Source organism: Brevundimonas sp. (assembly GCF_036400995.1).
GTDB lineage: Bacteria > Pseudomonadota > Alphaproteobacteria > Caulobacterales > Caulobacteraceae > Brevundimonas.
This window is the reverse complement of sequence record NZ_DASWWG010000014.1, coordinates 16,391-40,904: the sequence shown is the minus strand read 5'-3', so window position 1 is coordinate 40,904 and position 24,514 is coordinate 16,391. Positions and strand designations below refer to the sequence as shown.

At 69.7% G+C, this 24,514-nt stretch carries 25 protein-coding genes; 16 read left to right on the top strand and 9 right to left on the bottom strand.

Translation table 11 applies throughout. From position 1 onward, the window contains the following. The first annotated feature begins 3 nt into the window (after positions 1 to 3). From VGE03_RS01715 to VGE03_RS01695, 5 genes are all read left to right on the top strand, one after another. Positions 4 to 195: a hypothetical protein gene (locus tag VGE03_RS01715; RefSeq protein WP_331044742.1), complete on the top strand. Its 192-nt coding sequence runs from the start codon at positions 4 to 6 to the stop codon at positions 193 to 195. Between the two features lie 125 nt (positions 196 to 320). Then, complete coding sequence (locus VGE03_RS01710) at positions 321 to 1,160, top strand: metalloprotease (protein WP_331044741.1); 840 nt, start codon at positions 321 to 323, stop codon at positions 1,158 to 1,160. Next, positions 1,157 to 2,677: an L-aspartate oxidase gene (locus VGE03_RS01705; protein ID WP_331044740.1), complete on the top strand. Its 1,521-nt coding sequence runs from the start codon at positions 1,157 to 1,159 to the stop codon at positions 2,675 to 2,677. The genes VGE03_RS01710 and VGE03_RS01705 overlap by 4 nt, the downstream gene beginning before the upstream one ends. Continuing rightward, positions 2,674 to 3,519: a carboxylating nicotinate-nucleotide diphosphorylase gene (gene nadC, locus VGE03_RS01700; protein WP_331044739.1), complete on the top strand. Its 846-nt coding sequence runs from the start codon at positions 2,674 to 2,676 to the stop codon at positions 3,517 to 3,519. The genes VGE03_RS01705 and nadC overlap by 4 nt, the downstream gene beginning before the upstream one ends. Before the next feature lie 65 nt (positions 3,520 to 3,584). Further along, on the top strand, positions 3,585 to 3,800 hold the full coding sequence (locus tag VGE03_RS01695) for a hypothetical protein (protein WP_331044738.1): 216 nt from the start codon (positions 3,585 to 3,587) through the stop codon (positions 3,798 to 3,800). Positions 3,801 to 3,804: 4 nt separating this feature from the next. Here VGE03_RS01695 and VGE03_RS01690 read toward each other — a convergent pair whose 3' ends face one another. Then, complete coding sequence (locus tag VGE03_RS01690) at positions 3,805 to 4,809, bottom strand: cell wall hydrolase (RefSeq protein WP_331044737.1); 1,005 nt, start codon at positions 4,807 to 4,809, stop codon at positions 3,805 to 3,807. A gap of 488 nt (positions 4,810 to 5,297) precedes the next feature. Between VGE03_RS01690 and VGE03_RS01685 the strand changes: the two genes are divergently transcribed. Beyond that, entirely contained in the window at positions 5,298 to 5,483 is a 186-nt protein-coding gene (locus VGE03_RS01685; protein WP_331044736.1) for a hypothetical protein, read from the top strand. 148 nt (positions 5,484 to 5,631) lie between these two features. Then, on the top strand, positions 5,632 to 6,003 hold the full coding sequence (locus VGE03_RS01680) for a DUF6481 family protein (RefSeq protein ID WP_331044735.1): 372 nt from the start codon (positions 5,632 to 5,634) through the stop codon (positions 6,001 to 6,003). Positions 6,004 to 6,037: 34 nt separating this feature from the next. Here VGE03_RS01680 and VGE03_RS01675 read toward each other — a convergent pair whose 3' ends face one another. After that, entirely contained in the window at positions 6,038 to 9,583 is a 3,546-nt protein-coding gene (locus VGE03_RS01675) for a PAS domain S-box protein (protein ID WP_331044734.1), read from the bottom strand. A gap of 285 nt (positions 9,584 to 9,868) precedes the next feature. Here VGE03_RS01675 and VGE03_RS01670 point away from each other — a divergent pair, with 285 nt between their 5' ends. From VGE03_RS01670 to VGE03_RS01650, 5 genes are all read left to right on the top strand, one after another. Further along, a complete protein-coding gene (locus VGE03_RS01670) occupies positions 9,869 to 10,348 on the top strand; it encodes a Dps family protein (protein ID WP_331044733.1) in 480 nt (159 codons plus the stop codon). A 124-nt stretch (positions 10,349 to 10,472) separates the two neighbouring features. Beyond that, entirely contained in the window at positions 10,473 to 11,645 is a 1,173-nt protein-coding gene (locus tag VGE03_RS01665; protein WP_331044732.1) for a cell wall hydrolase, read from the top strand. Between the two features lie 86 nt (positions 11,646 to 11,731). After that, positions 11,732 to 13,378, top strand: a complete 1,647-nt coding sequence (locus VGE03_RS01660; RefSeq protein WP_331044731.1) for a PAS domain-containing protein — start codon at positions 11,732 to 11,734, stop codon at positions 13,376 to 13,378. Positions 13,379 to 13,475: 97 nt separating this feature from the next. Further along, positions 13,476 to 13,883 carry a response regulator gene (locus tag VGE03_RS01655; RefSeq protein WP_331044730.1) on the top strand — a complete coding sequence of 136 codons (408 nt, stop codon included), beginning with the start codon at positions 13,476 to 13,478 and terminating at the stop codon, positions 13,881 to 13,883. Positions 13,884 to 13,960: 77 nt separating this feature from the next. Further along, positions 13,961 to 14,920, top strand: a complete 960-nt coding sequence (locus tag VGE03_RS01650; protein WP_331044729.1) for an aldo/keto reductase — start codon at positions 13,961 to 13,963, stop codon at positions 14,918 to 14,920. Between the two features lie 19 nt (positions 14,921 to 14,939). Here VGE03_RS01650 and trxB read toward each other — a convergent pair whose 3' ends face one another. After that, positions 14,940 to 15,950: a thioredoxin-disulfide reductase gene (gene trxB / locus VGE03_RS01645; RefSeq protein WP_331044728.1), complete on the bottom strand. Its 1,011-nt coding sequence runs from the start codon at positions 15,948 to 15,950 to the stop codon at positions 14,940 to 14,942. Positions 15,951 to 16,019: 69 nt separating this feature from the next. On the opposite strand from trxB, the gene VGE03_RS01640 reads away from it, so the two are divergent. Continuing rightward, positions 16,020 to 16,286, top strand: a complete 267-nt coding sequence (locus VGE03_RS01640) for a hypothetical protein (protein ID WP_331044727.1) — start codon at positions 16,020 to 16,022, stop codon at positions 16,284 to 16,286. Here the strand turns inward: VGE03_RS01640 and VGE03_RS01635 are convergent. The 5 genes from VGE03_RS01635 to VGE03_RS01615 all read right to left on the bottom strand — a co-directional run bounded on the left by VGE03_RS01635 (position 16,220) and on the right by VGE03_RS01615 (position 19,292). Continuing rightward, positions 16,220 to 16,729: a hypothetical protein gene (locus tag VGE03_RS01635; protein ID WP_331044726.1), complete on the bottom strand. Its 510-nt coding sequence runs from the start codon at positions 16,727 to 16,729 to the stop codon at positions 16,220 to 16,222. The genes VGE03_RS01640 and VGE03_RS01635 overlap by 67 nt on opposite strands. A gap of 37 nt (positions 16,730 to 16,766) precedes the next feature. Continuing rightward, positions 16,767 to 17,771 (bottom strand): mitochondrial fission ELM1 family protein, encoded by a 1,005-nt coding sequence (locus tag VGE03_RS01630; protein ID WP_331044725.1) that lies wholly within the window; start codon positions 17,769 to 17,771, stop codon positions 16,767 to 16,769. Beyond that, positions 17,762 to 18,235, bottom strand: a complete 474-nt coding sequence (gene greA / locus VGE03_RS01625) for a transcription elongation factor GreA (protein WP_141625921.1) — start codon at positions 18,233 to 18,235, stop codon at positions 17,762 to 17,764. The genes VGE03_RS01630 and greA overlap by 10 nt, the downstream gene beginning before the upstream one ends. A gap of 103 nt (positions 18,236 to 18,338) precedes the next feature. Beyond that, a complete protein-coding gene (locus tag VGE03_RS01620) occupies positions 18,339 to 18,542 on the bottom strand; it encodes a hypothetical protein (RefSeq protein WP_331044724.1) in 204 nt (67 codons plus the stop codon). Positions 18,543 to 18,626: 84 nt separating this feature from the next. Further along, positions 18,627 to 19,292: a glutathione S-transferase gene (locus VGE03_RS01615; RefSeq protein WP_331044723.1), complete on the bottom strand. Its 666-nt coding sequence runs from the start codon at positions 19,290 to 19,292 to the stop codon at positions 18,627 to 18,629. A gap of 99 nt (positions 19,293 to 19,391) precedes the next feature. Here VGE03_RS01615 and selD point away from each other — a divergent pair, with 99 nt between their 5' ends. The 3 genes from selD to VGE03_RS01600 are packed head-to-tail and all read left to right on the top strand — an operon-like array spanning position 19,392 to position 22,804. Further along, positions 19,392 to 20,438 (top strand): selenide, water dikinase SelD, encoded by a 1,047-nt coding sequence (gene selD / locus VGE03_RS01610; protein WP_331044722.1) that lies wholly within the window; start codon positions 19,392 to 19,394, stop codon positions 20,436 to 20,438. Then, a complete protein-coding gene (gene mnmH / locus VGE03_RS01605; protein ID WP_331044721.1) occupies positions 20,435 to 21,499 on the top strand; it encodes a tRNA 2-selenouridine(34) synthase MnmH in 1,065 nt (354 codons plus the stop codon). The genes selD and mnmH overlap by 4 nt, the downstream gene beginning before the upstream one ends. A gap of 9 nt (positions 21,500 to 21,508) precedes the next feature. Continuing rightward, complete coding sequence (locus VGE03_RS01600; RefSeq protein ID WP_331044720.1) at positions 21,509 to 22,804, top strand: dicarboxylate/amino acid:cation symporter; 1,296 nt, start codon at positions 21,509 to 21,511, stop codon at positions 22,802 to 22,804. Here VGE03_RS01600 and VGE03_RS01595 read toward each other — a convergent pair. Beyond that, entirely contained in the window at positions 22,801 to 24,399 is a 1,599-nt protein-coding gene (locus VGE03_RS01595; protein ID WP_331044719.1) for a methyl-accepting chemotaxis protein, read from the bottom strand. The two genes, VGE03_RS01600 and VGE03_RS01595, sit on opposite strands and share 4 nt — an antisense overlap. Positions 24,400 to 24,514: the final 115 nt, after the last annotated feature.

The following is a 24,514-nucleotide window of genomic DNA, read 5'->3' as shown; positions in this document are numbered from 1 at the left end:
CGAGTGTGGCGCGTACCGTTTGGCTACATGATCCTGATCTGGCGGTCCCAGCAGCGCTGGGTCGCCTACAAGCCGGTGCGGGACCTGCGCCGGGTCTATGAAATACTGGCGCGCCGGGGCGTGCCCAAGAACCTGACGCGCGCCGCCCTGGTGCGGGCCAATCCCGCCGAGGCGCGGGCGCACAATCTGGACTGACCTCCGATGCACTATGTCCCGCCCGTCCGCGCCGTCGCGACCGTCGATCGCAAGACCCTGCGGCTTCTCGCCGTACTGGCCTTGTGGCTGAAGGCCGAAAAGGCCACGTCGCGGGGATGAGCGATATGGACACCCCCCGCCGCCCCGGCCCCTGGGACCCCCGACCGGAAGACCTGCCGCCCCCCGCGCCCGCCGCGGCGCCGGAAGCCGAGCCGCGCGACTTTCCGCCGGTTCGCGAACAGGGGCTGGGCTCGGCCCTGATGTCGACCCTCTTGCTGGGCAGCATCGTCTATCTGCTGACCGGCAGTCTGGTGATGGTCGGCGCCCTGCTGTTCGCCATCCTTGTCCATGAGGTCGGGCATATGCTGGCGATGAACCGCCTCGGCATGGGGCCGGCGCGGGTCTACATCCTGCCCTTCCTCGGCGCGACCGTGGGGCAACGCCCGGCGAAGAGCGAGTGGCATGACGTGCTGGTCGCCCTGGCCGGACCGGCCTTCGGCCTGCTGGCCGCCGTGCCCTTCGCGGGCCTGTACCTGTGGACCGGCGACGCGATCTGGCTGGACGCCGTGCTGGTGGTCGCCTTCCTGAACCTGATCAATCTGGCTCCAGCCCCGCCGCTGGACGGTTCGCGCGCGATCGGGCCGGTGCTGGCGATGATCCATCCGATGGTCGAGCGGGTCGTCATCCTGATCCTCGGCGTCCTCGCGGTGATCTGGGGCGTCCTGAACGGCATGTGGTTGTTCGCCATCTTCCTGGCCATCGCCCTGATCGGACACCTGAAGGCGCGGCACTGGCGCGCGGTGGCCCGCAAGCTGACCGGCGTCGAGGCCGCCAAGTCGGTGGCCCTGTTCGTGCTGACCGCGGCGGCCTGCGCCGCGGTGGGTGTGGCCGCCCTGTTGCCGGACGCCGGAACCGCGGTCGAGGCCGCGACCCACGGCGCCCGCTTCCTGGGGATCGGCCGTTGAACCGTCTGCGCCACGATGGGCCGCTGATCATCGGCGGGGGTCTGGCGGGACTGTCGGCCGCGCTGGAGGCCGGGCCGCGCCCGACCCTGGTGGTGACGCCGGCGCCCCTGCTGCAGGCCTGCTCGTCCGCCTGGGCGCAGGGCGGCGTGGCCGCGGCCCTGTCGGCGCAGGACGATCCGGCCCTGCACGCGGCCGATACGGCGGCGGCGGGCGCGGGACTGGTCGATGAGGCGACCGCCCGGGCGCTGACGGCCGACGGCCGCGCGACCGTCGAGTGGCTGGCGGCGCTGGGCGCGCCGTTCGATCGCGACGTCGACGGCGGTTTTGCGGTCAGTCTGGAGGCCGCCCACTCGAAGGCGCGCGTGGCGCGCGTGGGCGGCGACGGGGCCGGGCGGGCGATCCTGTCGGCCCTCGTCGCCTCGGTCCGCGCGGCGCCGCATGTCGAGGTCTGGGAGAACGGCCGCCTGCGCGCCCTCGTGCAGGACGCCACCGGCCGCGTGCGCGGGGCGGTGATCGAGCGCGACGGACGGCTTACCGAGGTGCTGGCTCCGGCCGTGGTGCTGGCCACCGGCGGCGCCGGCGGACTGTTTGCGCGCACCACCACTCCGGTGGCCCTGCTGGGCGAGGGGATGGCGCTGGCCTGGCTGGCCGGGGCGGAGGTGCTGGATCCGGAGTTCGTGCAGTTCCACCCCACCGCGATCGACGTCGGGCTGGACCCCATGCCGCTGGCCACCGAGGCCCTGCGCGGCGAGGGCTCGCGCCTGATCGACGCCGAGGGCCGCTTCCTCCTGGGCGACGAGCCGGACGCCGATCTGAAGGCCCGCGATATTGTCGCCCGCGCGGTGCACGGCGCCCGGGCCGAGGGACGCGGCGCCTATCTGGACGCCCGTACGGCCGTGGGGGCGCATTTCCCGACCGAGTTTCCGGCGGTGTTCGCCGCCTGCATGCGGGCGGGACTGGATCCGCGCGAGACGCCGATCCCCGTCGCGCCGGGCGCTCATTATCACATGGGCGGGATCGCGGCCGGCCGGGACGGACACACCAGCCTGCCGGGCCTGTTCGCCGTGGGCGAGTGCGCGGCGACCGGGGTGCACGGCGCCAACCGGCTGGCCTCGAACTCCCTGCTGGAGGCGGCCGCCTTCGGGCGTCGCACCGGCCGTGCGGCGGCGGCCGAGACGGGCGTCGACGGCAAGGTGCTGAAGGCCGCGCTGACGCCGGACCTGTCGCCCGAGGCCCTGACGGCCCTGCGCGTGACGATGAGCGACAATGTCGGGGTCGTGCGCGACGCCGACGGCCTGACGCGGGCGCTGGCCCTGATGGAGCGGCTGGAGCAGGCGGCGCGCGGCGCCCTGCCGGTGCTGGCCGCCCGCCTGATCGCCGGCGCGGCTCTGGATCGCCGCGAGAGCCGGGGCGGGCACTATCGGGCCGACTATCCCGGGACCGACGCCGCGCCGCGGCATACCCGCCTGCGCCGGGACTCCGGGGCGGGCCTTTCCGAGATCATGGCCGCCGAATGAGCCCGACCCTTCCTGACATCCTGATCGAACCGGTGGTCCGGCTGGCGCTGGCGGAGGACCTGGGCCGCGCGGGCGATGTGACGGCGAAGGCCTGCATCCCCGAGGGCGCGCGCATGCGGGCGGTGTTCGCGGCGCGGAAGCCGGGCCTGCTGGCCGGGATCGACTGTGTGCGTCTGGCCGTGCTGGCGATGGACCCGGCGGCGAGGGTGGACCTGAAACTGCGCGACGGCGAGGCGTTTGAGGCGGGCGCGGTTCTGGCCGAGGTGGAAGCCGACGCCCGCGCCTTCCTGTCGGCCGAGCGGACGGCGCTGAACCTGCTGGGCCGCCTGTGCGGCATCGCTACCCTGACGCGGGCCTATGTGGACGCCGTGGCGGGGACGACGGCGCGGATCGCCGACACCCGCAAGACCACGCCGGGCCTGCGCGCGCTGGAGAAGCACGCGGTGCTATGCGGGGGCGGGCTGAACCATCGCTTCGGGCTGGATGACGCCATCCTGATCAAGGACAACCACGTCGCCGTCTGCGGCGGGGTGGGTGAGGCCGTGCGCCGGGCGAAGGCTGCCGCGGGTCACCTGATGAAGGTCGAGGTCGAGGTCGACGGCCTGGATCAGCTGGACGAGGCGCTGGCGGAACGGCCGGACGTGATTATGCTGGACAATTTCAGCCTCGCGGACCTGCGCGAGGCCGTGTCGCGGGTGGCCGGAGCGGTCACGCTGGAGGCGTCCGGCGGGGTCAATCTGGACACGGTGCGCGCCATCGCGGAGACCGGCGTGGACGTCATCTCGGTGGGCGCCCTGACCCATTCGGCCGCATCGCTGGACGTCGGCCTGGACGCGGTCTGAGAACATCGGTCCGGAACAGTCCCGGCGCGGGACGGTTGTGTCTTCCCAACGGAAGGAGTGGACCGATGACTCACAGTCCGAAAATCCCGAAGGAACAACGCAGCTTCGGAGACCGGGGCGGAACGCCGATGGCCGAGGCGATGAACGCCGACCGGCGCGACATCAGCACGGGCGCGCAGTCCGGCCAGCCGGGCGACGCGGACGTGAATCTGGAAACGCAGGGCCGGTTCGGCAATCTGCGTCAGAACATGACGACGCACTGGAAGACCCAGCAGCGCTGACGGATCAGGCGGCCGGGGCTTCGCCGGCCGGCGGAACGATCGCGGGCGCGGCCGCGGCGACCGGGGTCCGGGTCACGGCAGGCGCGGGCGTCTGGGCCTGGCCGGTGGCGGCCAGATACGGCACCGGGCCCGTCGGGGCGTCGGCTTCCAGATTGGCCTGAACGATCTGCGGCGTGTCGGCGTCGGTCGAGCGGCGGGCGGCGTAGCTGAAGGCGCCGCCGGAGCCGGCGCGGCCGCCGAAGCGATAGAACAGGTGATCGCCGACCTGGGTCACGCGGATCAGGCTGCTGCGCCACTGGGGCGAGACGGCGGTGGTGTGGAAGTGGGTGGCGTTGCCGACTTCGCCGTAGACCGAGCCCGACAGGGCCGACGAGGCGATCGCGCGGGCGCGGTCCCAGGCGGCGCGGTTGACGTTGCCGCGCATCGAGCCGTTGCAGGTGAAGCTGAACTGGCAACCGGTGCGACGACCGGCGCCCTGGAAGACGACGCCGCAGACGCTCTTGGGGAAGGCCGGGTGGCGAACGCGGTTCAGGACGACCTGGGCCACGGCGCGCATGCCGTTGCGGCCTTCGCCGCGGGCTTCGTAGTAGACGGCCTGGGTCAGGCACTCGAGATCCCGCGAGGCTTCCAGCGCGCCGCCGAGGCGGAAGGGCTGTGCCGCGACCGGAGCCGACAGGTTGGCCTGACGCAGGCCCGGCGCGCGGACGCCGCGCAGTTGTTCAAGACGCGCCGTCAGCAGTTCGGCCTGACGGTCGCGCTGGGTCGGGCCGGCGACCGTATAGGGATCGTGCCGACGGGCGATGGTCAGGGCGCTTTCGTCGAGGCCGCCGGCGGCCGCCGCCAGGGCTTCCTCGGTGAAGCCCGCCGAGCTGGCGCCGTCGATGCGCGCAGCCTGATCCTGAATTGCCGAGGCCTTCGCCGCCGCGCCGCCCAGATAGGCGCCGCCGACCGCCAGTCCCACCAGTGCGCCGAACATGGCCGCCGCCGTGCCGGGCCGGATACGGGCCACACGGTCTTCAGGCGGAGTCGCGCGCGTCTGGAAAGGGGTAGGCAAAGGCTCGGTCCTGTTCGGCAGGGCGCAGTGCCGCCCCCGGGTAGTCTTGCCGCCGGGCGATCCGGGATCGCGTTCCGACTGCAGCAATTCCGATGTTCGGCGAACGGCCGGGCTTCGGAGGACGCGCCTTAAGCCAGCCATTTGTGGCTCAAATGTGGTTGATTCGCAAGAATCGTGTACGCCGCGACATTAGGTGTTAATCCTTGTGTACGGTCAGTGATTTCGCGCCGGCTGTGGCAGCTCATGCTCTCAGTCAATGCGTCATGTACTGTATTGGATGTTCTGGCGTCTTTGTCACATAGCGCTGGCTCGGCTTTCGGGCGTCTTCGTCCATCGTCAGGTCTAGTCTTTCGAAGTCGAATCCGGTGGGTGGTGACTTTCGGTCGTTCCGGGGAACCCCGATGGCCACGGTTACGTTTGACTCCCCGAACAGGAGACCAGTCATGCGCCGTATTTCCACCGTACTCGCCGTCGCCGCTCTCACCCTGGGAGCCGCCGCCTGCGGAACCACCATTGAACAGAAGGCCGCCACCGGCGCGGTCGCGGGCGCGGTCGTCGCGGGTCCGGTCGGCGCGGCTGTGGGCGGCGCGGCGGGCGCGGCGGTCGGTCACGCCGAGCGCCCCAACTGACACACTGGCAGGAGGGTGTGCATTCGCGCGCCCTCCAAACCTTGCATTTCATCCCCATATGGGGTTAGCGGACCCGCCCGGGGCTGAGCCATGCTCGCTCCGGCGTACGCGCATCTGACAATTGATCAAGGATACGACGACTCCTCGCATGAGAGATCTGAAACAAACCGGCTTCACCGATCGCATCTCGGCCCAGAAAGACGCCAAGGCCGCCCTGCTCGCCAAGTTCAAGCCGAAGGCCGCCGCGCCGGACCCGGAATTCGAAAAGCTGGCCGAAAAGCGCGCCGCCGAGAAGGAAGCCCAGCGCCAGCAGCACGAACTGGCCAAGGCCGAGGTTCGCCGTGAGAAGGCCGAAAAGGAGGCTGCCCGCATGGCCGCCCAGCAGGCCGAGCAGGACGCCGTGGACGCCGAGAAGCGCGCCGCCCGCAAGGAGCGGAAGCAACTGTCCAAGGAAGAGCAGAAGGCTGCTCGCGACGCCCGCTATGCGGCGCGCAAGGCCCGCGGTTCGAAGCGCGGCTGATCCACTGGTCGCCCGGGGCGCATCGCTCCGGGCGTCAGTCCGCTCCGGCGGGAACCTGCCCCAGAATTTCGGCCAGTTGCTCGCCTGAATAGGGCTTGCGCAGGAAGGGCCAGGGCGCGTCCGACAGGGCTTCGTCCACATCCTCGCCGGCATAGCCCGAGGTCAGGACGATGCGCATGTCCGGCCAGTCGCGCGCGCAGACGCGCGCCAGCTCGATGCCCGTCATCCCGCCGGGCATGACCACATCACTCAGCATCAGGTCGAAGCGCTCGACCTTCAGCATCTCCAGGGCGCGCGGCGCCGTGTCCGCCGCGGCCACGTCCATGCCCATGGCGGTCAGCAGGTCCAGGGCGATGGCGGCCACGCCGACGTCGTCCTCGACCAGCAGGATGCGACGGGCCGGAATCGGCGCGTAGGGCGAGGCGGAACGGCTTTCGGTCTCGGGCTCGTCGACCCGGTCCAGCGGCGGCAGGTAGAGCCGGATTTCCGAACCCCGGCCCAAGGTCGAGGCCACTCGGACACCGCCGCCTGACTGGCGGGCGAAGCCGTACACCTGACTGAGGCCCAGCCCGGTGCCCTTGCCGATCGCCTTGGTGGTGAAGAAGGGCTCGAACACACGGCTGAGCACCTCGGGATCAATGCCCGTGCCGTTGTCCGCGACGGAGATACAGACATAGTTCCCGGGCGGCAGTTCGGGCACTTCGCCCGCGCGCACGCCGGTGGTCAGGGTCTGGACCGTGATCCGGCCGCCCCTCCGGTCGCCCAGGGCGTCGCGGGCGTTGACGACGAGGTTCAGCAGCGCCGCCTCAAACTGTGAGGGGTCGACGTTCACGCGCGCGCCGCCCCGGCGCAGCTTGAGCCGGAACTCGACAGCCTCGCCGACCGCACGCTTCAGAAGGGGCTCGCTTTCGCGGATGAGGGCGTTCAGGTCCAGCGCCTCGGGGCGAAGCGCCTGACGACGCGAGAAGGCCAGCAACTGATGGGTCAGGCCCTCGCCCCGGCGAGCGGCGGCCAGCGCGGCCTCGCCGAGCTTCTTCTGTCGCGCCTTGTCGTCGGGGGAGCGCAACATCATGTCGAGCGCCCCGATGACGACGGTCAGCAGGTTGTTGAAGTCGTGGGCGACCCCACCCGTCAGGCGGCCGACGGCTTCCATCCTTTGGGCGTGCATCAGGTCGGCCTCGGCCTTGGCCTTCTCGGCCATCGCCTCGCTGACGCGCTCTTCAAGCAGTTCGTTGATGCGCTTCAGGTCTTCCTCGGCCTGACGGGCTTCGGTGACGTCGATGTTGGCGCCCACATAGCCCTGGAAATGGCCGGCGCCGTCAAACCGGGGGATGCCTTCGCAGCGCAGCCAGCGTCGGCCCATCTGGGGATGCTCGACCTCCATGATGGCTTCGAAGCGGTCGCGGTTTTCCAGCGCGCCCATAAAGCCGGCGTAGAAGGCTTCGAGGCCGTTGGCCGTCATGGTCGCGCGCCAGTTCTCCTCCAGATCCTCGTCCCGGCGGACGCTGAAGAAGGTGCGGTAGCGCTTGTTGGCGAAGACGACGTGACCGGCGTCGTCGGTCATCCACATCTGGGCCGGGGCGCTGTCGGCCACGGTGCGGAAGCGGGTTTCGGATTCGAGCAGTCGCGCCTGCGCCTCGCGAATGTCGGTCACGTCGAAGGCCACGCCGACGAAGCCGATCACCTCGCCGTCGGCGTTCAGACGCGGGCGCGAGAAGGACTTGAGCCAGCGGTATTCGCCGTCGTGACGCAGGTAGCGCGCCTCCATGGAGAAGGGCTGGCCGGTGGCCTCGCCGGCGACGGACTCGCGGATGATCCGCTCATGGTCGTCGACATGGATGACGGTGCGCCAGTCGGCCAGCCGGGCGTCTTCATAGGTCCCGCCGTTGTAGGCGACGTAGGCCTGGTTCACGAACTCCCGCACCCGGTCCTGGCCGGTCACCCAGATCAGAACGGGGGCGGTGTCGGCGATGGCCCGGAAGCGCTCCTCGCTTTCGCGCACGGCGCCCTCGGCGCGGGCCCGCTCGATTTCGCTCCAGGTGCGCCCGGCGACCTCCTGCAGCAGGTCCGTTTCCGCGTCGGTCCACTCGCGCACTTCGGCGTCGTGGGCGTAGAGGAAGGCCCGCAGACGGCCGCCGCGAATGACCGGCGCGCGCATCAGGGCCCGGGTTTCCAGACGTTCGAACACCTCCAGCGCTTCACGGGTGCGCTTGTCGTTATGGACGTCGGCGATGCGGATGAACCGCCCCTCGGCCAGATCCCGGATCAGGTCGGCGCCGAGTTCGGCAAGGCTGAACTGGCCCTGCGCGCTGACCACGCCCGCGGTCCAGTCGCGGCTCATCGACACCAGCCCTCGCGCCTGGTCCACCTCGCCGTATCCGACCCGGTCCGCGCCCAATTCGGCGCCGAGGGACCGCTCGACCTCGACCATGATGTCATCGGGCGTGGTCAGGTCCCGCAGGCGATCGGTCAACGCCAGCAGGAAGGTCTGGCGCCGATCCTGCGCCTCCAGCGCCTCGATCGCGGTGCGGGTGTCGGTGCTGTCGAAGGACATGCCGACGTAGCCCATGAAGGTCCCGTCGGCGTCGAAGCGCGGGTTCACGGCGACCCGCATCCAGCGCCAGGCGCCGTCGAACCGGTGGAAGCGGGCCTCGAAGCCGTAGGGTCGATGCTCGGGGCGGGCGACATTCATCACCGCGATGACCTCGGGCAGGTCATCCGGGTGCACGCTCCTGCGCCAGTCGACGCCGATGACCTGTTCGGCCGGCCTGCCGTAGAACTCGACGAGCGCCTTGTTCACAAACTCCACCTCGGCGTCCGCATTGGTCATCCAGACGGGGGAGGGGGCGGTGTCGGCCATCAGGCGGAAGCGGGTTTCGCTCTCGCGCAGGGCGGCCTCCGCGGCCTTGGCGGCGGTGATGTCGACCAGCACGCCGATGAAACCGATCGGCGCGCCGTCCGGGGCGGTCAGGGCGCGGACGCTGGTCAGCGCCCAGACGATCGTGCCGTCGGGACGGATGTAGCGTTTCTCGAGCCGTCCCTCGCCGCCGCCCCTGGCGGTCTCAAGCGCCTGGCCGGTGCTCTCGACGTCATCGGGATGGGTGACGTCCCGCGTGGTGATGCCGATGATCTTGTCGGGCGTCAGTCCGAGGATTTCGGCGAAGCGGGCGTTGGCGCTGACGACCCGCCCGTTCAGGTCCACGCGGGCGATGCCGGCGGAAGCCTGTTCGACCATCGCGCGCAGTTCCTGGGTGGTCTCGTCGATCAGGGTGTCGGAGGCGCTGAGCCGACGGATGGTGTCGTCCAGATTGCGCAAGGTGGATCGCAGGGACGCGGCCAGCACGGTGCCGAAGACGCCGACGACGACGAACGAGGCGACCCCGACGGTCATCAGGTTGAAATTGCCCTGAAGCAGCCCGTCGAACTGCTGGCTGATGAACAGGGCGCCCAGAATGCTCAGCAGAATGGCGGTATAGCCGGCGAGCTGTCCGCCCCACAGGGCGGCGATCAACACGGCGGGGATCATCACCGTCAGGCCGGTGATGCTGCCGAACAGGGGCTGCAGCGCAAGCCGGAGCAACAGCCCCAGAGCGGCGCACAGCAGTCCTGTCAGGACTGCCTGTCCCGGTCTCCCGGGCTGGGCCAGCGCCAGCTGTCTGAAAAACCGGTCCGCCCCCAAGGCCGCTGTATCCCTCCGCACGCATTCTCCGGCGTGCTGACTGCAACGCTATGTCGATAAAGGCGTTCCCGAACGCCGCATATATCCCTTCGTATAGTCACGCTTTCCGCAAGGCGGGCTTGGCCGGAGGCGTCGCGGCGCCTAATTGTAACGCCGAAACGCGCTTTTCATTCAGGACATCTCCCCATGACCGTGACCATCGACACCGGCCTCAGCAAGACGGATCGCAATGAGGTCGCCCAGGAACTGACCAAGGTTCTGGCCGACAGCTTCGCGGTCTATTTGAAGACGCACGGCTATCACTGGAACGTGCGCGGGCCGGAGTTCTTCAGCTTCCACAATCTGCTGGAGCAGCAGTACCGCGACATCTGGAACGCCCTGGACGAAATCGCCGAACGCATCCGCGCCCTGGGCGTGGTGGCCCCGCAGAGCTTCTCGGGTTTCGGCAACCTGACCTCGATCAAGGACGGCGACCCGGACAAGGACGCCATCCCGATGCTGAAGGAACTGCTGGCCGACCACGACACCCTGATCGCCACCGCGCGCGCGGCGTTCGAGGTGGCCGACAAGGCGGGCGACGAGGCCTCGGCCGACCTGCTGACCCAGCGTCTGGCGGCGCATGAGAAGTTCGCCTGGATGCTGCGTTCGACCCTCGGCGGTCGCTGAGACTTGACCGAACGGCGCTTTTCAGCCTGAAAAGCGCCCCCCTTCGGGGGCATGACCCTTGCTTCGGCCAACCGGCCGGAGGCTTTGGAGGCGGACACTGAACCGGACGACCCTGACGTCGGTGATGAAGACAGCGCGACGGTTCGCCGCCGCCGCGCCCGTCGCGCTGGCTGTTTTCGGCGTCGCCATGGCCGCCTCCTCGACGCCCCGGCCGGAGATCGATCAGCGGGTCGAGAACGTGCGTCGCCTGACCGGCGGTGATCTGTCCAACAAGGGGCTGGCGGCCATCATGGCGGGGATGACCCCGTCGCAGGTGGCGCTGGCCGAGCGGATGGACCCGTCGGCCCGCCAGCCGGCCCTGTATGGTCTGACGCCGGGCTGGGAGAGCCTGACCCTGATCGGCAAGCCGACCCTCGGCTTCGGCGAGGACGGCATAGACGCGCTGCGCCTGAATGCCGCCACGCCCAATGTGTCGGGCCAGTTGCGCCCGGCGCGCCCCTTTGTCTTCCGTCCCGCCAGCGCCGAGGATCGCCGCCGCGCCGTGCGCTGCCTGACCCAGGCGATCTATTATGAGGCGGCGCTGGAGCCGACCGAGGGGCAGGAAGCCGTGGCCCAGGTCATCCTGAACCGCGTACGCGACCCCAACTACGCCAACACGGTCTGCGGCGTGGTGTTCGAGGGCGCCGAGCGGGTCACGGGCTGCCAGTTCAGCTTCACCTGCGACGGGGCCCTGTCACAGGCGCCGGTCGCATGGGCCTGGGAGCGGTCGCGCAAGGTCGCCGAGCGCGCCCTGTCCGGCTATGTCTCGGAGCGTGTCGGCACCGCGACCCACTACCACGCCGACTATGTCCACCCCTGGTGGGCGCCGACCCTGAACAAGCTGACCCAGATCGGGGCGCATATCTTCTATCGCTGGAAGGGCGTCTACGGTGAGACCGCCGCCTTCCGTCAGGCCTACGCCGGCCGGGAGCCGCTGATCGACGAGGCGCGGTTCTCGCGTCCGCGCATCCAGATTCCGGAAACCGTCACCCTGGCGGAAGCCGACGCCGCCCTGGCCGCGGCGGCCGCGGCCGGGACCGGCGCCACGCGCACCGTCGAGATCGACGGCCGCACCCGTGTGGTCGGCGTGGTTTCTCTGGGCGGTCGTCGTCAGGCCACCGCCGAAGACATCGCCACGATCAACCAGCGGCTGGCGGCCTTCGAGACCCCCGCGCCGGCCCCGGCCGCCGCGCCCGCGCCGCCGCCGCCCGGGGTGACGCCGATGAACGTCGAGGAAGTCGGGCGCCCCGGATCCTGATATTCAGCGTTCGAATGTTGCAACGTCGTCATCGGCTTCGCATTAGAGTCGGACGACAGGCGCACGGCGCCGCTTGAGGCGTAGGCGTGCGAGACAGCAAGACCGGACTGAGCAGCGCGCTGGAGCGCGAGAGGATCGCGGCCCTGCGCGCCTATGGCGTCCTGCATACCCAGCCGGAGACCGAGTACGACGAGATCGCTGTGCTGGCCGCGCGCCTGTGCGAGGCGCCGATCGCACTGGTCAGCCTGGTCGCCGAGGACGAGCAGTGGTTCAAGGCCCGGGTCGGACTGGACGCCTGCTCGACCGGGCGCGACGTTTCCTTCTGTGACCACGCGATGCGGGGCGAGGGCGTCATGGTGGTGCCGGACGCCACCCTCGATCCGCGCTTCGCCGAGAACGGTCTGGTCACCGGCCCGCCCCATATCCGCTTCTACGCCGGCGCGCCGCTGGTCAGCGCGGACGGCCAGCCGTTGGGATCGCTCTGCGTGATCGACAGCAAGCCGAGGCCCAAAGGTCTGACCGACCTGCAGGCCCAGGCCCTGACCGTGCTGGCGCATCAGGTCCAGACCCTGATGGAGTTGCGCAAGGTCACCGCCCAGGATGCGGCGATCATCGCCGCCGGCGCGCGTCGCATCGCCGAGCAGGAGGCGACCGCCCTTCGCCGCGACGCCAACGACGGCTTCCGCGATGCCCGCGACGTGCGGCTGGCCGCCGTGACCCGGCAACTGGCCGAAAGCGACGCCCGCTTCCAGGCCATCGCCGATTCCATGCCGCAGATGGTCTGGTCGACCCTGCCGGACGGCTTCCACGACTATTATAACGCCCGTTGGTACGAGTTCACCGGGGTCCCGGCGGGCTCGACGGACGGCGAGGGCTGGAACGAGATGTTCCATCCCGACGACCGGCAGCGGGCCTGGGCGCTGTGGCGACACTCGCTGGCGACCGGCGAACTGTACGAGATCGAGTACCGGCTCCGGCACCGCTCGGGGGTCTATCGCTGGACCCTGGGGCGAGCGGTCCCGATCCGGGACGAAACCGGCGTCATCACCCGCTGGTTCGGCACCTGCACCGACATCGACGACCTGAAGCGAATGGAGCAGTCCAAGGAGCTTCTGAGCCAGGAACTGAGCCACCGGATCAAGAACATCTTCGCGGTCGTTTCGGCCCTGATCGCCCTGTCGGCCCGCCAGTTTCCCGAGGCCAAGGCCTTCGCCTCGGCGGTGCGGACGCGGATCAATGCGCTGGCGCGGGCGCATGAGTTCGTACGGCCGCACACGGAGACGTCCCGTCCGCTGGTGGGCACGACCACCCTCCACGCCTTCCTGAACGACCTGTTCAAGGCCTATGCGGGACCCGACGGCGCGGCGCGGGTCCGGCTGAACGGCGATGATGCGACCTTCGACGATCAGGCCGCGACCTCGGTCGCCCTGCTGTTCCATGAACTGGCGACCAATGCGGCCAAGTACGGCGCGCTTTCGGTCGACGGCGGGCACGTCGAGCTGGACACCCGGAACGAAGGCGACCGCTTTATCCTGACCTGGCGCGAGATGGGCGGGCCCGAGATCGTGGGACCGCCGCAGCGGTCGGGCTTCGGTTCATCGCTGGCCACCCTGTCCGTCGAAGGGCAGTTGGGCGGGCGACTGGAACGGAACTGGGCGTCGGAGGGTTTGCGCGTGGTCGCCGATCTGCCCGCCACCGCCCTGTCCAGAAGACGGGCGGCGCTGGTTGTCTGATAACCGACATTGGCGCGAAACCTGCACGGGGCTTGTGCGTTCCCTGTGCGCCTTTCATACGCACGTCCGAGTTTAAAAGTCTGTCTGTCCGCCTCCCATGACCGCCCGCATCCTGATCATTGAGGACGAAGCCCTCGTCGCCATGGAACTCCGCTTTGTGCTGGAAGATCTCGGCCACGAGGTTGCCGGTGTGGCGGCTGATGCGCGGACCGCCCGCAATCTGGTGCGGGAGACGGAAGTCGATCTGGCCCTCGTCGACATCCACCTGTCCGACGGCCCCACCGGTGTCGAACTGGGACGCGAGCTGGCGCAAGAGATGGGCGTGACCGTCCTGTTCATGACGGCCAACCCCGGCATGGTCCGCAACGGCGTCGCCGGGACTATCGGTGTCCTGTCCAAGCCGTCGGACGAGCGGGCGGTGCAGAAGGCCGTCGACTATGCTCTTCGTCGCCGCACGGGCAAACCGGTCGATACGGCTCCGGCGGAACTGCAACTGTTCGGCTGACAAAGCCGTGAGGCGGTGGTTGCGGTCACGCTGACCTGCCCCAGATGAAAGGCTCCCCGAAACGCAGGAGCCTCCTCATGCAGAAACGCCCCCTCGGTCGCAGCGGCCTCGAAACCGCACCTCTGGTGTTCGGCGGCAATGTCTTCGGATGGACCGTGGACCGGGATCGGTCCTTCGCCTTGCTCGACGCCTTCGTGGACGCGGGTTTCAACGCCATCGATACGGCGGACGTCTATTCGCGCTGGGCGACCGGCAACCGGGGCGGTGAGAGCGAGACCATTATCGGTGAATGGCTGAAGGCGCGCGGCCGGCGCGACGATGTCCTGCTGCTGACCAAGGTCGGCTCGCCGATGGGGCAGCACGCGGACGACCGCACGGATCTGTCCGGCGCCTGGATCGAGCGGGCGGTCGAGGACAGCCTGAAGCGCCTCCAGACCGATGTGATCGACCTGTACCAGTCCCACTGGCCTGACCCGAACACGCCGCAGGAGGAGACCCTGCGCGCCTACGACAAGCTGGTGCAGGCCGGGAAGGTCCGCGCCATCGGGGTTTCGAACCACACGGCCGAGGCGACGTCCGAGGCGCTGGCGATCTCGGCCCGCGAGGGGCTGCCGCGCTACGAAACCCTGCAGCCGCACTACAACCTGTACAGCCGCAAGACCTTCGAGGGGCCGCTCCAGGAACTGGCGGTCGAGCAGGGGCTGGGGGTGATTACCTACTACAGCCTCGAAAGCGGCTTCCTGACCGGCAAGTACCGGACGGCGGAAGAGGCGGCCTCGACCACGCGCGGCGCCGGGCTGAAGGACCGGTTCGACGAGCGCGGCATGCGGGTGCTGGCCACGCTGCGCGGGGTGGCGGACCGGAATGAGGCGACGCCCGCCCAGGTCTCCCTGGCCTGGCTGTTGACCCGGCCCGCCGTGGCGGCGCCGATCGTCAGCGCGACCTCGCTGGAGCAGTTGTCCGATATCCTGAAGGCGGCGACCCTGACGCTGTCGGCCGAGGATGTGGCGGAGCTGACGGAGGCGTCGGAAGACTGACCTTGCCAACGGATCGGGGTCACCAGACCCCGATCTTCTCCGCTTCCTTGTGCGAAATCGGATGGTGGGCCTTGGCGTGGTCTTCCTCGGCGAGGAAGCGCACGGCCTCGAGCGCGGCCATACAGCCCATGCCCGCCGCCGTGACGGCCTGGCGGTAGATGTCGTCGGTCACGTCGCCCGCAGCCCAGACGCCCTCGATGGCGGTGGCGGCGGTGCCCGGCTTCACGACCAGATAGCCGCCCTGCTTGGTCTCCAGCTGGCCGGCGAACAGCTCCGACGACGGGGCGTGGCCGATGGCGATGAAGACGCCGTCCGCGGTGATGTCGCGGGTCTCGCCGGTCTCGACGTTCTTCACCCGGGCGCCGGTGACGTTGACGCCGCCGAAGCTGTTGGTCTCGCCGAGGATTTCATCGATGGCGTTGTTCCAGACCACCTCGACCTTCGGGTGGGCGAACAGACGGTCCTGCAGGATCTTCTCGGCGCGGAATTCGTCGCGGCGGTGCACGACGGTGACCTTGGAGGCGAAGTTGGTGAGGAACAGGGCCTCTTCCACGGCGGTGTTGCCGCCGCCGACCACGATGACGTCCTTGTTGCGGTAGAAGAAGCCGTCGCAGGTCGCGCAGGCGGAGACGCCGAAGCCCTGGTATTTGGCCTCGCTCTCCAGACCCAGCCACTTGGCCTGGGCGCCGGTCGAGATGATCACCGTCTCGGCCAGCATCTCGGTCCCCGAATCCAGCGTCAGGCGGAACGGGCGCTGCGACAGGTCCGCCTTCACCACGATGTCGTGGATGACCTCGGTCCCGACGTGCTCGGCCTGCTTCTGCATCTGCTCCATCAGCCAGGGGCCCTGGATGACGTCCGCGAAGCCGGGATAGTTCTCGACGTCGGTGGTGATGGTCAGCTGGCCGCCGGGCTGCAGGCCGGCGATCACGACCGGCTTCAACAGCGCGCGCGCGGCGTAGATGGCGGCGGTCCAGCCGGCGGGGCCGGAGCCGATGATGGCGACGCGGACGGTACGGAGAGTGCTCATGACGCCTATTTAAGGGCTGATTCCGGATTCCGCGATGGTAGGCTCGCCTGAGGGAACAAGGAGTCGGGGATGAAGAAGACCAATCCAGCAGCCTTCCTGCCGATCGGCATGGGGATGGGCGTCGCCATCGGCACTTCGCTGGGCGTCGCTACAGACAATCTCGCCGTCTGGCTGCCGATCGGCATCGCCATCGGTTCAGGCTTCGGCGTCGCCATGATGGGCGCCGCGAATGCGAAGGCGAAGAAGGACGGTTCGGACGGCGGCGGGACTCACGTCGACGGCGGCGACAGCGGCTCGGACGGCGGTGGCGACGGGGGCGGTGGCGGCGGGGACTGACCCGCCTCGGGATCGCGCGCCCAGACCGCGAACTTGCACCCCACGGGCTCCAGCAGAACCCAGACTTCCCGGTCTTCCGCGCCGAGAGGCACGAGGGCGGGCACGCCGTCGATCGGGCTTATGATGCGATTGTACCGACGAAACGGCCAGTCACCGAGCGGTTCGACGCCCCGGAACTCATAGACCAGCCCGCGGACCGTCAGGGGGCTGCGGTCGCGGTACCAGTCCCGGCCGTGCGCGGTGGCCTCGCGCAAGGACTCAAAAGGCGCTGCGGTTTCCGCGAGCGTCGCATACCACCAGACCTGACCGTCGGGACGCCTGTAGCCGGTGTGGCGATCCAGCGATCCCTCCTGCGCCGTGCAGATCGACACAGGCGGTCGGGCCGCCTCCCCGGCGGTGGTCTGCGTCGTCGACAGGGCGGCGAGGGCGAGCAGGGTGAGCATGGAGAGCAGGAAGCCACGCCCGGCCGCCGACGTCGAGCTATCCGTTCCTGACGGCCAGCCGGTTCAGGATTTCGCGCGCCGCCCGGTCGGTCTCCACCAGCGGAGTATAGGTCCAGCTCTCCAGCGTTCCGTCAAACGGCCGGGCGGCCCCGCGCTCGCGCAGGTCGGCGTGCAGCCGGGCGAACTTGTCGGCGGGCTTGGTGGCGACCATCGGCAGGATGTGCACCGGCTTGCCTGTTGAGGCGGCCTCGGCGGCCATGTTGGCGCTGTCCTCGGTCACGAGGATGTGGTCGGCGAACTGAAGGAAGGCGAAGTAGGGGTTCGGGCCCTCGCCGTCCCAGATCAGGCCCGGCAGGCCGGACAGACGCGCGGTCATCGCCGCCTTCGCCGCCTCGGGCGTTCGGCGCGAGAAGGTCAGCATCAGGGAGCCGCCCGTCGCCGTGACGGCCGTTGCGATGCGGTCCGCCAAGAGGGCGGCGTGATCTTCGGGCAGGTCGTAGGCGCGGGACTTGCCGCCGATCAGGACCGCCACGCGCGGGCGCGGCAGGGACTCCAAACGGTCCGCGAAGGTCTTCGCCCCCTCGGCCAGCCGCTCGGCGGAGATGCGGTGGGGAGAGCCGGTGATCGACAGGACATTCGGCCCCGCGATCCCGTCATGGCGGGGCGCGACCACCAGATCATAGTCGCCGGTGCGCCAGCGCGGGTCCTGGGTCTGGACCACGAAGGTCTTTCCGCCGGAGCGGCGCCTGGCCATCAGGGACAGGGGCAGGGTGGCGCGGCCGGTGGCGATCCACACGTCGGGCCAGGCGTCGCCGGCCCCGGGAAGGGGATCGTCCGACGCGGGGTCCAGCATCCACGGCGCCTTCAGGGCCGACGGCAGCTTGTCGAAGGCCTTGCGCCACTTTACGCGACGAACGGTGATTTCAGACGGCGAAAGGCGCTGGAGGGCTTCCGCCAACCCCAGCGCCTGATTTTCCATCCCGATCCGGCCGTCCGAGACGACGCGGATCGTGAGTGCTTTCGGCGGTGAGCCTACTTCCACTCGACCTTGAGGATTTCGTACGCCTTCACGCCGCCGGGCGTGTTGACCTCGACCACGTCGCCGACCTCTTTCGAGATCATGGCGCGGGCGATCGGGGAGGCGATGGAGATTTTGCCCGCCTTCACGTCGGCTTCGTGCTCGCCGACGATCTGGTAGCGACCCTCTTCCTCGGTGTCCTCGTCCACCACGGTGACCGTGGCGCCGAACTTCACCTGCGAGCCCGACAGCTTGGAGACGTCGATCACCTGGGCGCGGGACAGTTTGTCCTCGATCTCGGCGATCGATCCCTCGATCCAGCCCTGGCGCTCCTTGGCGGCGTGATACTCGGCGTTTTCAGACAGGTCGCCGTGTTCGCGGGCCTCGGAAATGGCCGCGATCACGTTCGGCCGTTCAACCGACTTCAATTGCTTCAGCTGATCGTCGAGGACACGGTAGCCCTCGGCCGTCATCGGCACTTTTTCCATATGTCGTGAATTTCTTGCTTCGCCCGACTGACAGACTACTCGGCACAGAGATCGCTGGGCGCACGCGACCGGCCCAAGAGGGTAGGGCGCCCGGCGAAAAGGTTCAAGGGCGCGTGAGTGTCGCGGTCTTCCGGCCCCGCACGGCGTTAACCTGCCGGATCAGGCTGAGGGCCAGCCAGGCCACGGCGGCCAGGCCCAGGGCCATGAACAGGCCTGACACCAACAGCACCCCGGCGGCGATGAAAGCCATGATGAAGGCGATGGCCGCGGTCAGGGCGGCGATAATCTGTACGGTCTTCAGGCGCATGGCCCGTTAACGTCTGGTTCAGGACCGGGTTTCCCCCGGTCTCCCGCTCTGACGAAACCGTGTCCTGAATGTTACGCAGCCGACTCAGGCGTAGGCGTAGGGCCCGCCGCGCTCGAGCGCCCGCTGGTAGGCCGGGCGGGCGTGGATGCGCTTCAGGAAGGCCGCAGCCTTCGGCATGCGGTCCCCGAAGGGCGCGCGGGAGCCGGCCGCCTCCAGCGGGAAGCTCATCATGATGTCCGCGGCCGTGAAGCGTTCGCCGGCGAACCACTCCGACTTGTGCAACTCGGCTTCCCAATAGCCGAGGTGGCTGGCGATCTGCGGGTCGATCAGGCTGGCCCCGACCTTCTTTGAAATCCCGCGCGCGATCGGGCGGATCAGGGCGGGGGAGCGCTGGGGGATGACGCCGAAGATCAGCTTCAGCAGCAGGGGCGTCATGGCCGACCCTTCGGCGTAGTGGAGCCAGTAGGTGTAGCGCCGGGCTTCCGGCGTTCCGGACGCGGGCTTCAGTCCGGCGTCGGGGAAGGTTTCCAGCAGATATTCGACGATGGCGCCGGTCTCGGCCACGATGACGTCGCCGTGCTGGATCACCGGCGACTTGCCGAGCGGATGGATGGCCTTCAGCGCGGGCGGCGCCAGCCGGGTCTTCGCATCCCGCTCGTAGCGTTTGACCTCGTACTCGACGCCGAGTTCCTCAAGCAGCCACAGCACACGCTGCGAGCGCGAGTCGTTCAGATGGTGGACGATGATCATGATGCGGCTCCCGTCAGCAGACCGGACTGTGGGCGGTTTACGCAGGGTCCGTCCAGAGGCCTGTAGCCATCCGGCGTCACCTTGCCTAAGCCAACGGGCATGGAGACCGTCGAACCCCCTCTCACATCACTGGCCCACGGCGGCGGATGCGGCTGCAAGCTGGCTCCGGCCGTGCTGCAGGACATTCTGAAAGGGATGCCGGCGGCGGCGCCGTTCGCCAATCTGATGGTCGGAGCCGAGACCAGCGACGACGCGGCCGTGTGGCGGCTGAACGACCAGCAGGCGCTGGTGGCCACCACGGACTTCTTCATGCCGGTGGTCGACGATCCGTTCGACTTCGGGCGGATCGCGGCGACCAACGCCATCTCGGACATCTATGCGATGGGAGCGACGCCCATTCTGGCGCTGGCGCTTGTCGGCATGCCGGTGGGAGTGCTGTCGACCCGGACCATCGGACAGATCCTGGAGGGCGGGGCCTCGGTGTGCGCCGCGGCGGGCATTCCGGTGGCCGGAGGACATTCGATCGACAGCGTGGAGCCGATCTACGGTCTGGTGGCGCTGGGGCTGGTGCATCCCGATCAGGTCCTGACCAATCGCAACGCCCGGGCGGGGGACCTGCTGATCCTGACCAAGGCGCTGGGCGTCGGCATTCTCAGCGCCGCGTTCAAGGGCGGACGGCTGCATGAGGCCGGCTATCAGTCCCTCATCGCGTCGACGACCCGGCTGAACAGCGTGGGCAGCAAGCTTGCGGGCCGCGCCGGGGTGCATGCGGTCACCGACGTCACCGGCTTCGGTCTGCTGGGGCATGCGCTGGAGATGGCGCGCGGCGCCGGGGTGAGCGTCGAACTGACCGCATCCCCGCCGCTGCTGGACGGTGTCGCCGGCTTGCTTGAGGCGGGCGTCAGGACGGGTGCGTCGGGCCGCAACTGGGACAGCTACGGCGAGGCCGTGGACGGGGCGGACGGCCTGTCGCGGGCCACGCGGGATTTGCTGACCGATCCCCAGACGTCCGGCGGCCTGCTGATCGCCGTGGCCGCGTCCGAGGCGGAGAGCCTGCTGGCGATGGTGAGGGCTGACGGCTTCGATCAGGCGGCGGTCGTGGGCCGTGTGGTGGAGGGCCCGGCGCGGGTGCGCGTGACCGGATGATCCGGCGCACGGCCGACATCTCCAGGCCGGCGCTGGACGGCTTCCACGCCGTCATCGACGTGCGCAGCCCCGGGGAGTTCGCCGAGGACCATATCCCGGGGGCGATAAACCTGCCGGTTCTGGACGATGCCCAGCGGGCGGAGATCGGGACGGAGTACGTCCGGGGCTCGAAATTCGTGGCGCGACGCCGGGGCGCGGTGCTGGTGGCGCGGAACATCGCGGCGTATCTGGAAGGCCCCCTCGCGGATCGGGACGGCGGGTTCCGGCCGCTGGTCCACTGCTGGCGCGGCGGGCAGAGGTCGGGGGCCATGGCGGAGGTAATGAGCCAGGTCGGCTGGCCGGTCACCGTGCTGGACGGCGGCTACCAGACCTGGCGACGACAGGTGTTCGCGGGACTGTATGAGGCCGAGCTCGATCACCGGCTGGTGCTGCTGGACGGCCCGACGGGCGTCGGCAAGACCGCCCTGCTCGGCGTCCTGGCAGAGGCAGGGGCGCAGGTGCTCGATCTGGAAGGACTGGCGGGACATCGGGGGTCGGTGTTCGGCGGCCTGCCGGAGGGCCAGCCGCCGCAGAAGCTGTTCGAGAGCCGGCTGTACGATGCGCTGTCCCGACTGGACCCTGCTCTCCCCGTGGTGGTCGAGGCAGAGAGCAGCCGGATCGGCCGCCGCGTGCTGCCGCGCACGGTCTGGGCGGCGATGGCGACGGCTCCCGTGGTCGAACTGGACGCTCCCGTCGCCGTCCGTGTCGAACGGATCGTCGGGGACTACGCCGCGATCGCCCGGGACGCCGCCGCGCTGGATCGGGCCTTGTCGGAGTTGCCGCGGCATTTGTCGAAGGTCGACCGGTCGGACTGGCGCGCCATGGCGGCGCGCGGGGAGACCGCGGCGCTGGCGGAAAGCCTGATCCACGCCCACTACGATCCGGCCTATCGCAGACAGGGGCAGGGGCGTGAGCGGCAGGTGCTGGCCCGGATCACGGTGGCGGGCGCCGGGCAGGCCGATCTGGCGGTCGCCGCGAGAACAGTGATCGAGGCCCTCGACCGAAGGCCTTCCGCCGCATAGCTTCGCCGGATGGCCGTTTCCCGACTCCGTTCCGCGCTGAAATCCCTGAGCCTGTGGGTGATGATCGCCCTGTTGGCCGGCCTGTTCGCGGGGGCGGCGGCGCAGGCCTGGGGCCTTCCCGGCGGGGAGGGGACGGCGGCCGTCATCGGCTCGATCGGCACCCTGTGGCTGAACGCCCTGAAGATGACGATCATTCCGCTGGTGTTCGGCCTGCTGGTGACCGGCGTGGCCTCTATCGCCGACGCCGCGGCGACCGGACGACTGGCGCTGAAGGCCCTGCTGGTCTTCGGCCTGATGCTGACCGGCGCGGTGATCTACGCCTTCCTCGCGTCGGAGGGGCTGCACATGCTCTGGCCGGTCAGCGCGGAAGGCGCGCGGACCCTGCTGGCCAGCGCGCCTGACGCCTCCACCGTCACCAGCAACGCCCATAGCGGCGGCCTGCCCGCCTTCCTGGCCAGCCTGGCGCCGCCCAATGCGGTGCGCGCGGCAGCCGAGGACGCCATTCTGGGCATCGTGGTCTTCGCCATCGCGTTCGGCTTCGCCACCACCCGGCTGGACGCCCGGCTCCGGCTCCCGCTGGTGACCTTCTTCGAGGCGGTGTCCGAGACGATGATCGTCATCGTCCACTGGGTGCTGCTGGCCGCTCCGATCGGCGTGTTCGCCCTGTCGATGGGCGTGGGGCTGAACGCCGGGCTCGGGGCGCTGGGCGTGCTGGGGCATTATGTGGCGCTGGTGGTGCTGGCCCAGGTCGGGCTGATCCTGCTGATCTATGCGGTCGCCGTGCCGTTCGGACGGATCGGTCTGGCGCGGTTCGCCCGGGGCGTGGTCCCGGCGCAGGTGGTGGCCTTCTCGACCCAGTCGTCGCTGGCCAGCCTGCCGGCCATGGTCGAACAGGCGCGCACCGCGCTGGGCGTATCGACGGCGACGGCGGGTCTGGTCCTGCCGCTGGCGGTGGCGGTGTTCCGGATCACCAGCCCGGTCGCCAATCTGGCGGTGGTCATCTACGTCGCCCACCTGCACGGCATCCATCTGGGCCCGGCGCTCTGGGTCGTGGGCGGCCTGACTGCGCTGGCGGTCTCGGTCGGCACCGTGGGCCTGCCGGGTCAGGTCAGCTTCTTCGTGTCCATCGCGCCCATCTGTCTGGCCATGGGCGTGCCGGTTCAGGTCCTGCCGCTGCTGCTCGCGGTGGAGGTCATCCCCGACATCTTCCGCACCATCGGCAACGTCACCGCGGACCTCGCCGCGGCCCGCATCGTCGAGGGCCGCGACGCCGATCTGGACCCCGAGCCGGGCGCGGGGATCTAGGCGGCCAGAGCCGCCGTCGCGCCGGACCGGTCGGACGGCAGGCGGAAGCCCGCGATCAGCTCGCCCAGCCGCTCCGCCTCGCGATTGAGGACGGTGACCGCCTCATTGGTCTCGTCGACCACGGCGCCGTTTTCCTGAACCGTGCGGTCGATCATGGCGACCGCCGTGTTGACCTGTCCAAGGCCTTCGCTCTGCTCGGCGCAGGCGCGGGAGATTTCACGGATCAGGCTGTTGATCTCGGTGAATCGCTCGACCATGCCGTCGATCGTCGAGCCGGTCTGGCCGACCATGGCCACGCCGTCGCCGACCTGACGCCCGGACTCCTGGATCAGGGTCCGGATTTCCTTCGCCGCTTCGGCCGACCGCTGGGCGAGAGCACGGACTTCCGAGGCGACCACCGCGAAGCCGCGACCGGCTTCGCCCGCGCGTGCCGCCTCGACCCCGGCGTTCAGGGCCAGCAGGTTGGTCTGGAAGGCGATCTCGTCGATGACGCCGACGATCTGGCTGATTTCGCGTGAGGAGTTGTCGATCTGGGTCATGGCGGTCACCGCCGACTGAACCACCTCGACCGACTGGTGGACGTGGGTGCGGGCCTGAGCGCTGACGTCGGCGACGCGGTCGGCGCCCTGGGCGGTCGATCCCGCGGTGGTGGTGATCTCCTCCAGCGCCGCGGCCGCTTCCTCCAGACCGGCCGCCTGACGCATGGTGCGCTGGGCCAGTTGGTGGGCGGCCCGGGCCAGCTGGTCACTCTGCCCGCGCAGACCGCCGCTGACGTCCGAGATCGCCGCCATGGAGGCCGCCAGCCGTTCGACGGCGGCGTTGAAGTCGTCGCGGAGCAGACGGTAGGCCTCGGGGAAGTCGGCGTCGATCCGCGTGGTGAGGTCGCCTTCCGCCAGTCGGGACAGCCCCTGTCCCAGACGGGTGACGGCGCGTTCCTGCTCACGGGCGTTGCGTTCGCGCTCGGCGATCGACTGATCCCGGAGATGCTGCTGCGCCTCTTCACTCTCGCGCGCCTGACGGTCCGCCAGTTCGGCGGCCTCACGGGCGGCGGCGGTCTCGGCCATGGTTCGTTCGATCCGCTCGAACATGGTGGAGACGCTGTTGGTGACCGCGACCAGCACCAGGGTCTCGACGATCAGGATCACCGCGTGCACGACCACCCGGGCGAGGTCGCCGCCGCCGGGGAAGACCACCGCCGGCAGGACGAAGTTGAGCGCGAGGTGATGGACGGCGACGGCGGCGGCGCCGGCGGCGATCACGCGCCAGTCGCTGAACACCACCAGCACGGCGAGGGCGGCGAAATAGGCCATGTGCATGTCGACCTGCCAGCTGTGTCCGGCGAGGGCGCCGACCAGCATCGAGACCTGCGCCATCAGGACGGCCGCCAGCCCCATCTGGGCGAGGGCGGCGCCCCGTCCGATCCGCCAGAGCAGTCCGGCGGCCCCGGCCAGCACCGTCGCGGTGACCAGGGGGGCGATGACGGCTTCTCCCGTCAGCAGCCGTGCGGCGGCGACCATCGGCGCCAGCAGGGCGATCAGCCCGATCACCACCCGGCCGCCGACGCGGCGCTGGAGGTCGAGGGTTTCAGTCGTCATCGGAGTCTCCGGGAACGGTTCCGCACCAGCGGGCCAGCGAACCGTCAAGAATGAGCCAGGCGCCGCTCTCGCGCACCGCCGCGCGTTGGGCGGGCGTGCGGGCGGCGGACAGAAC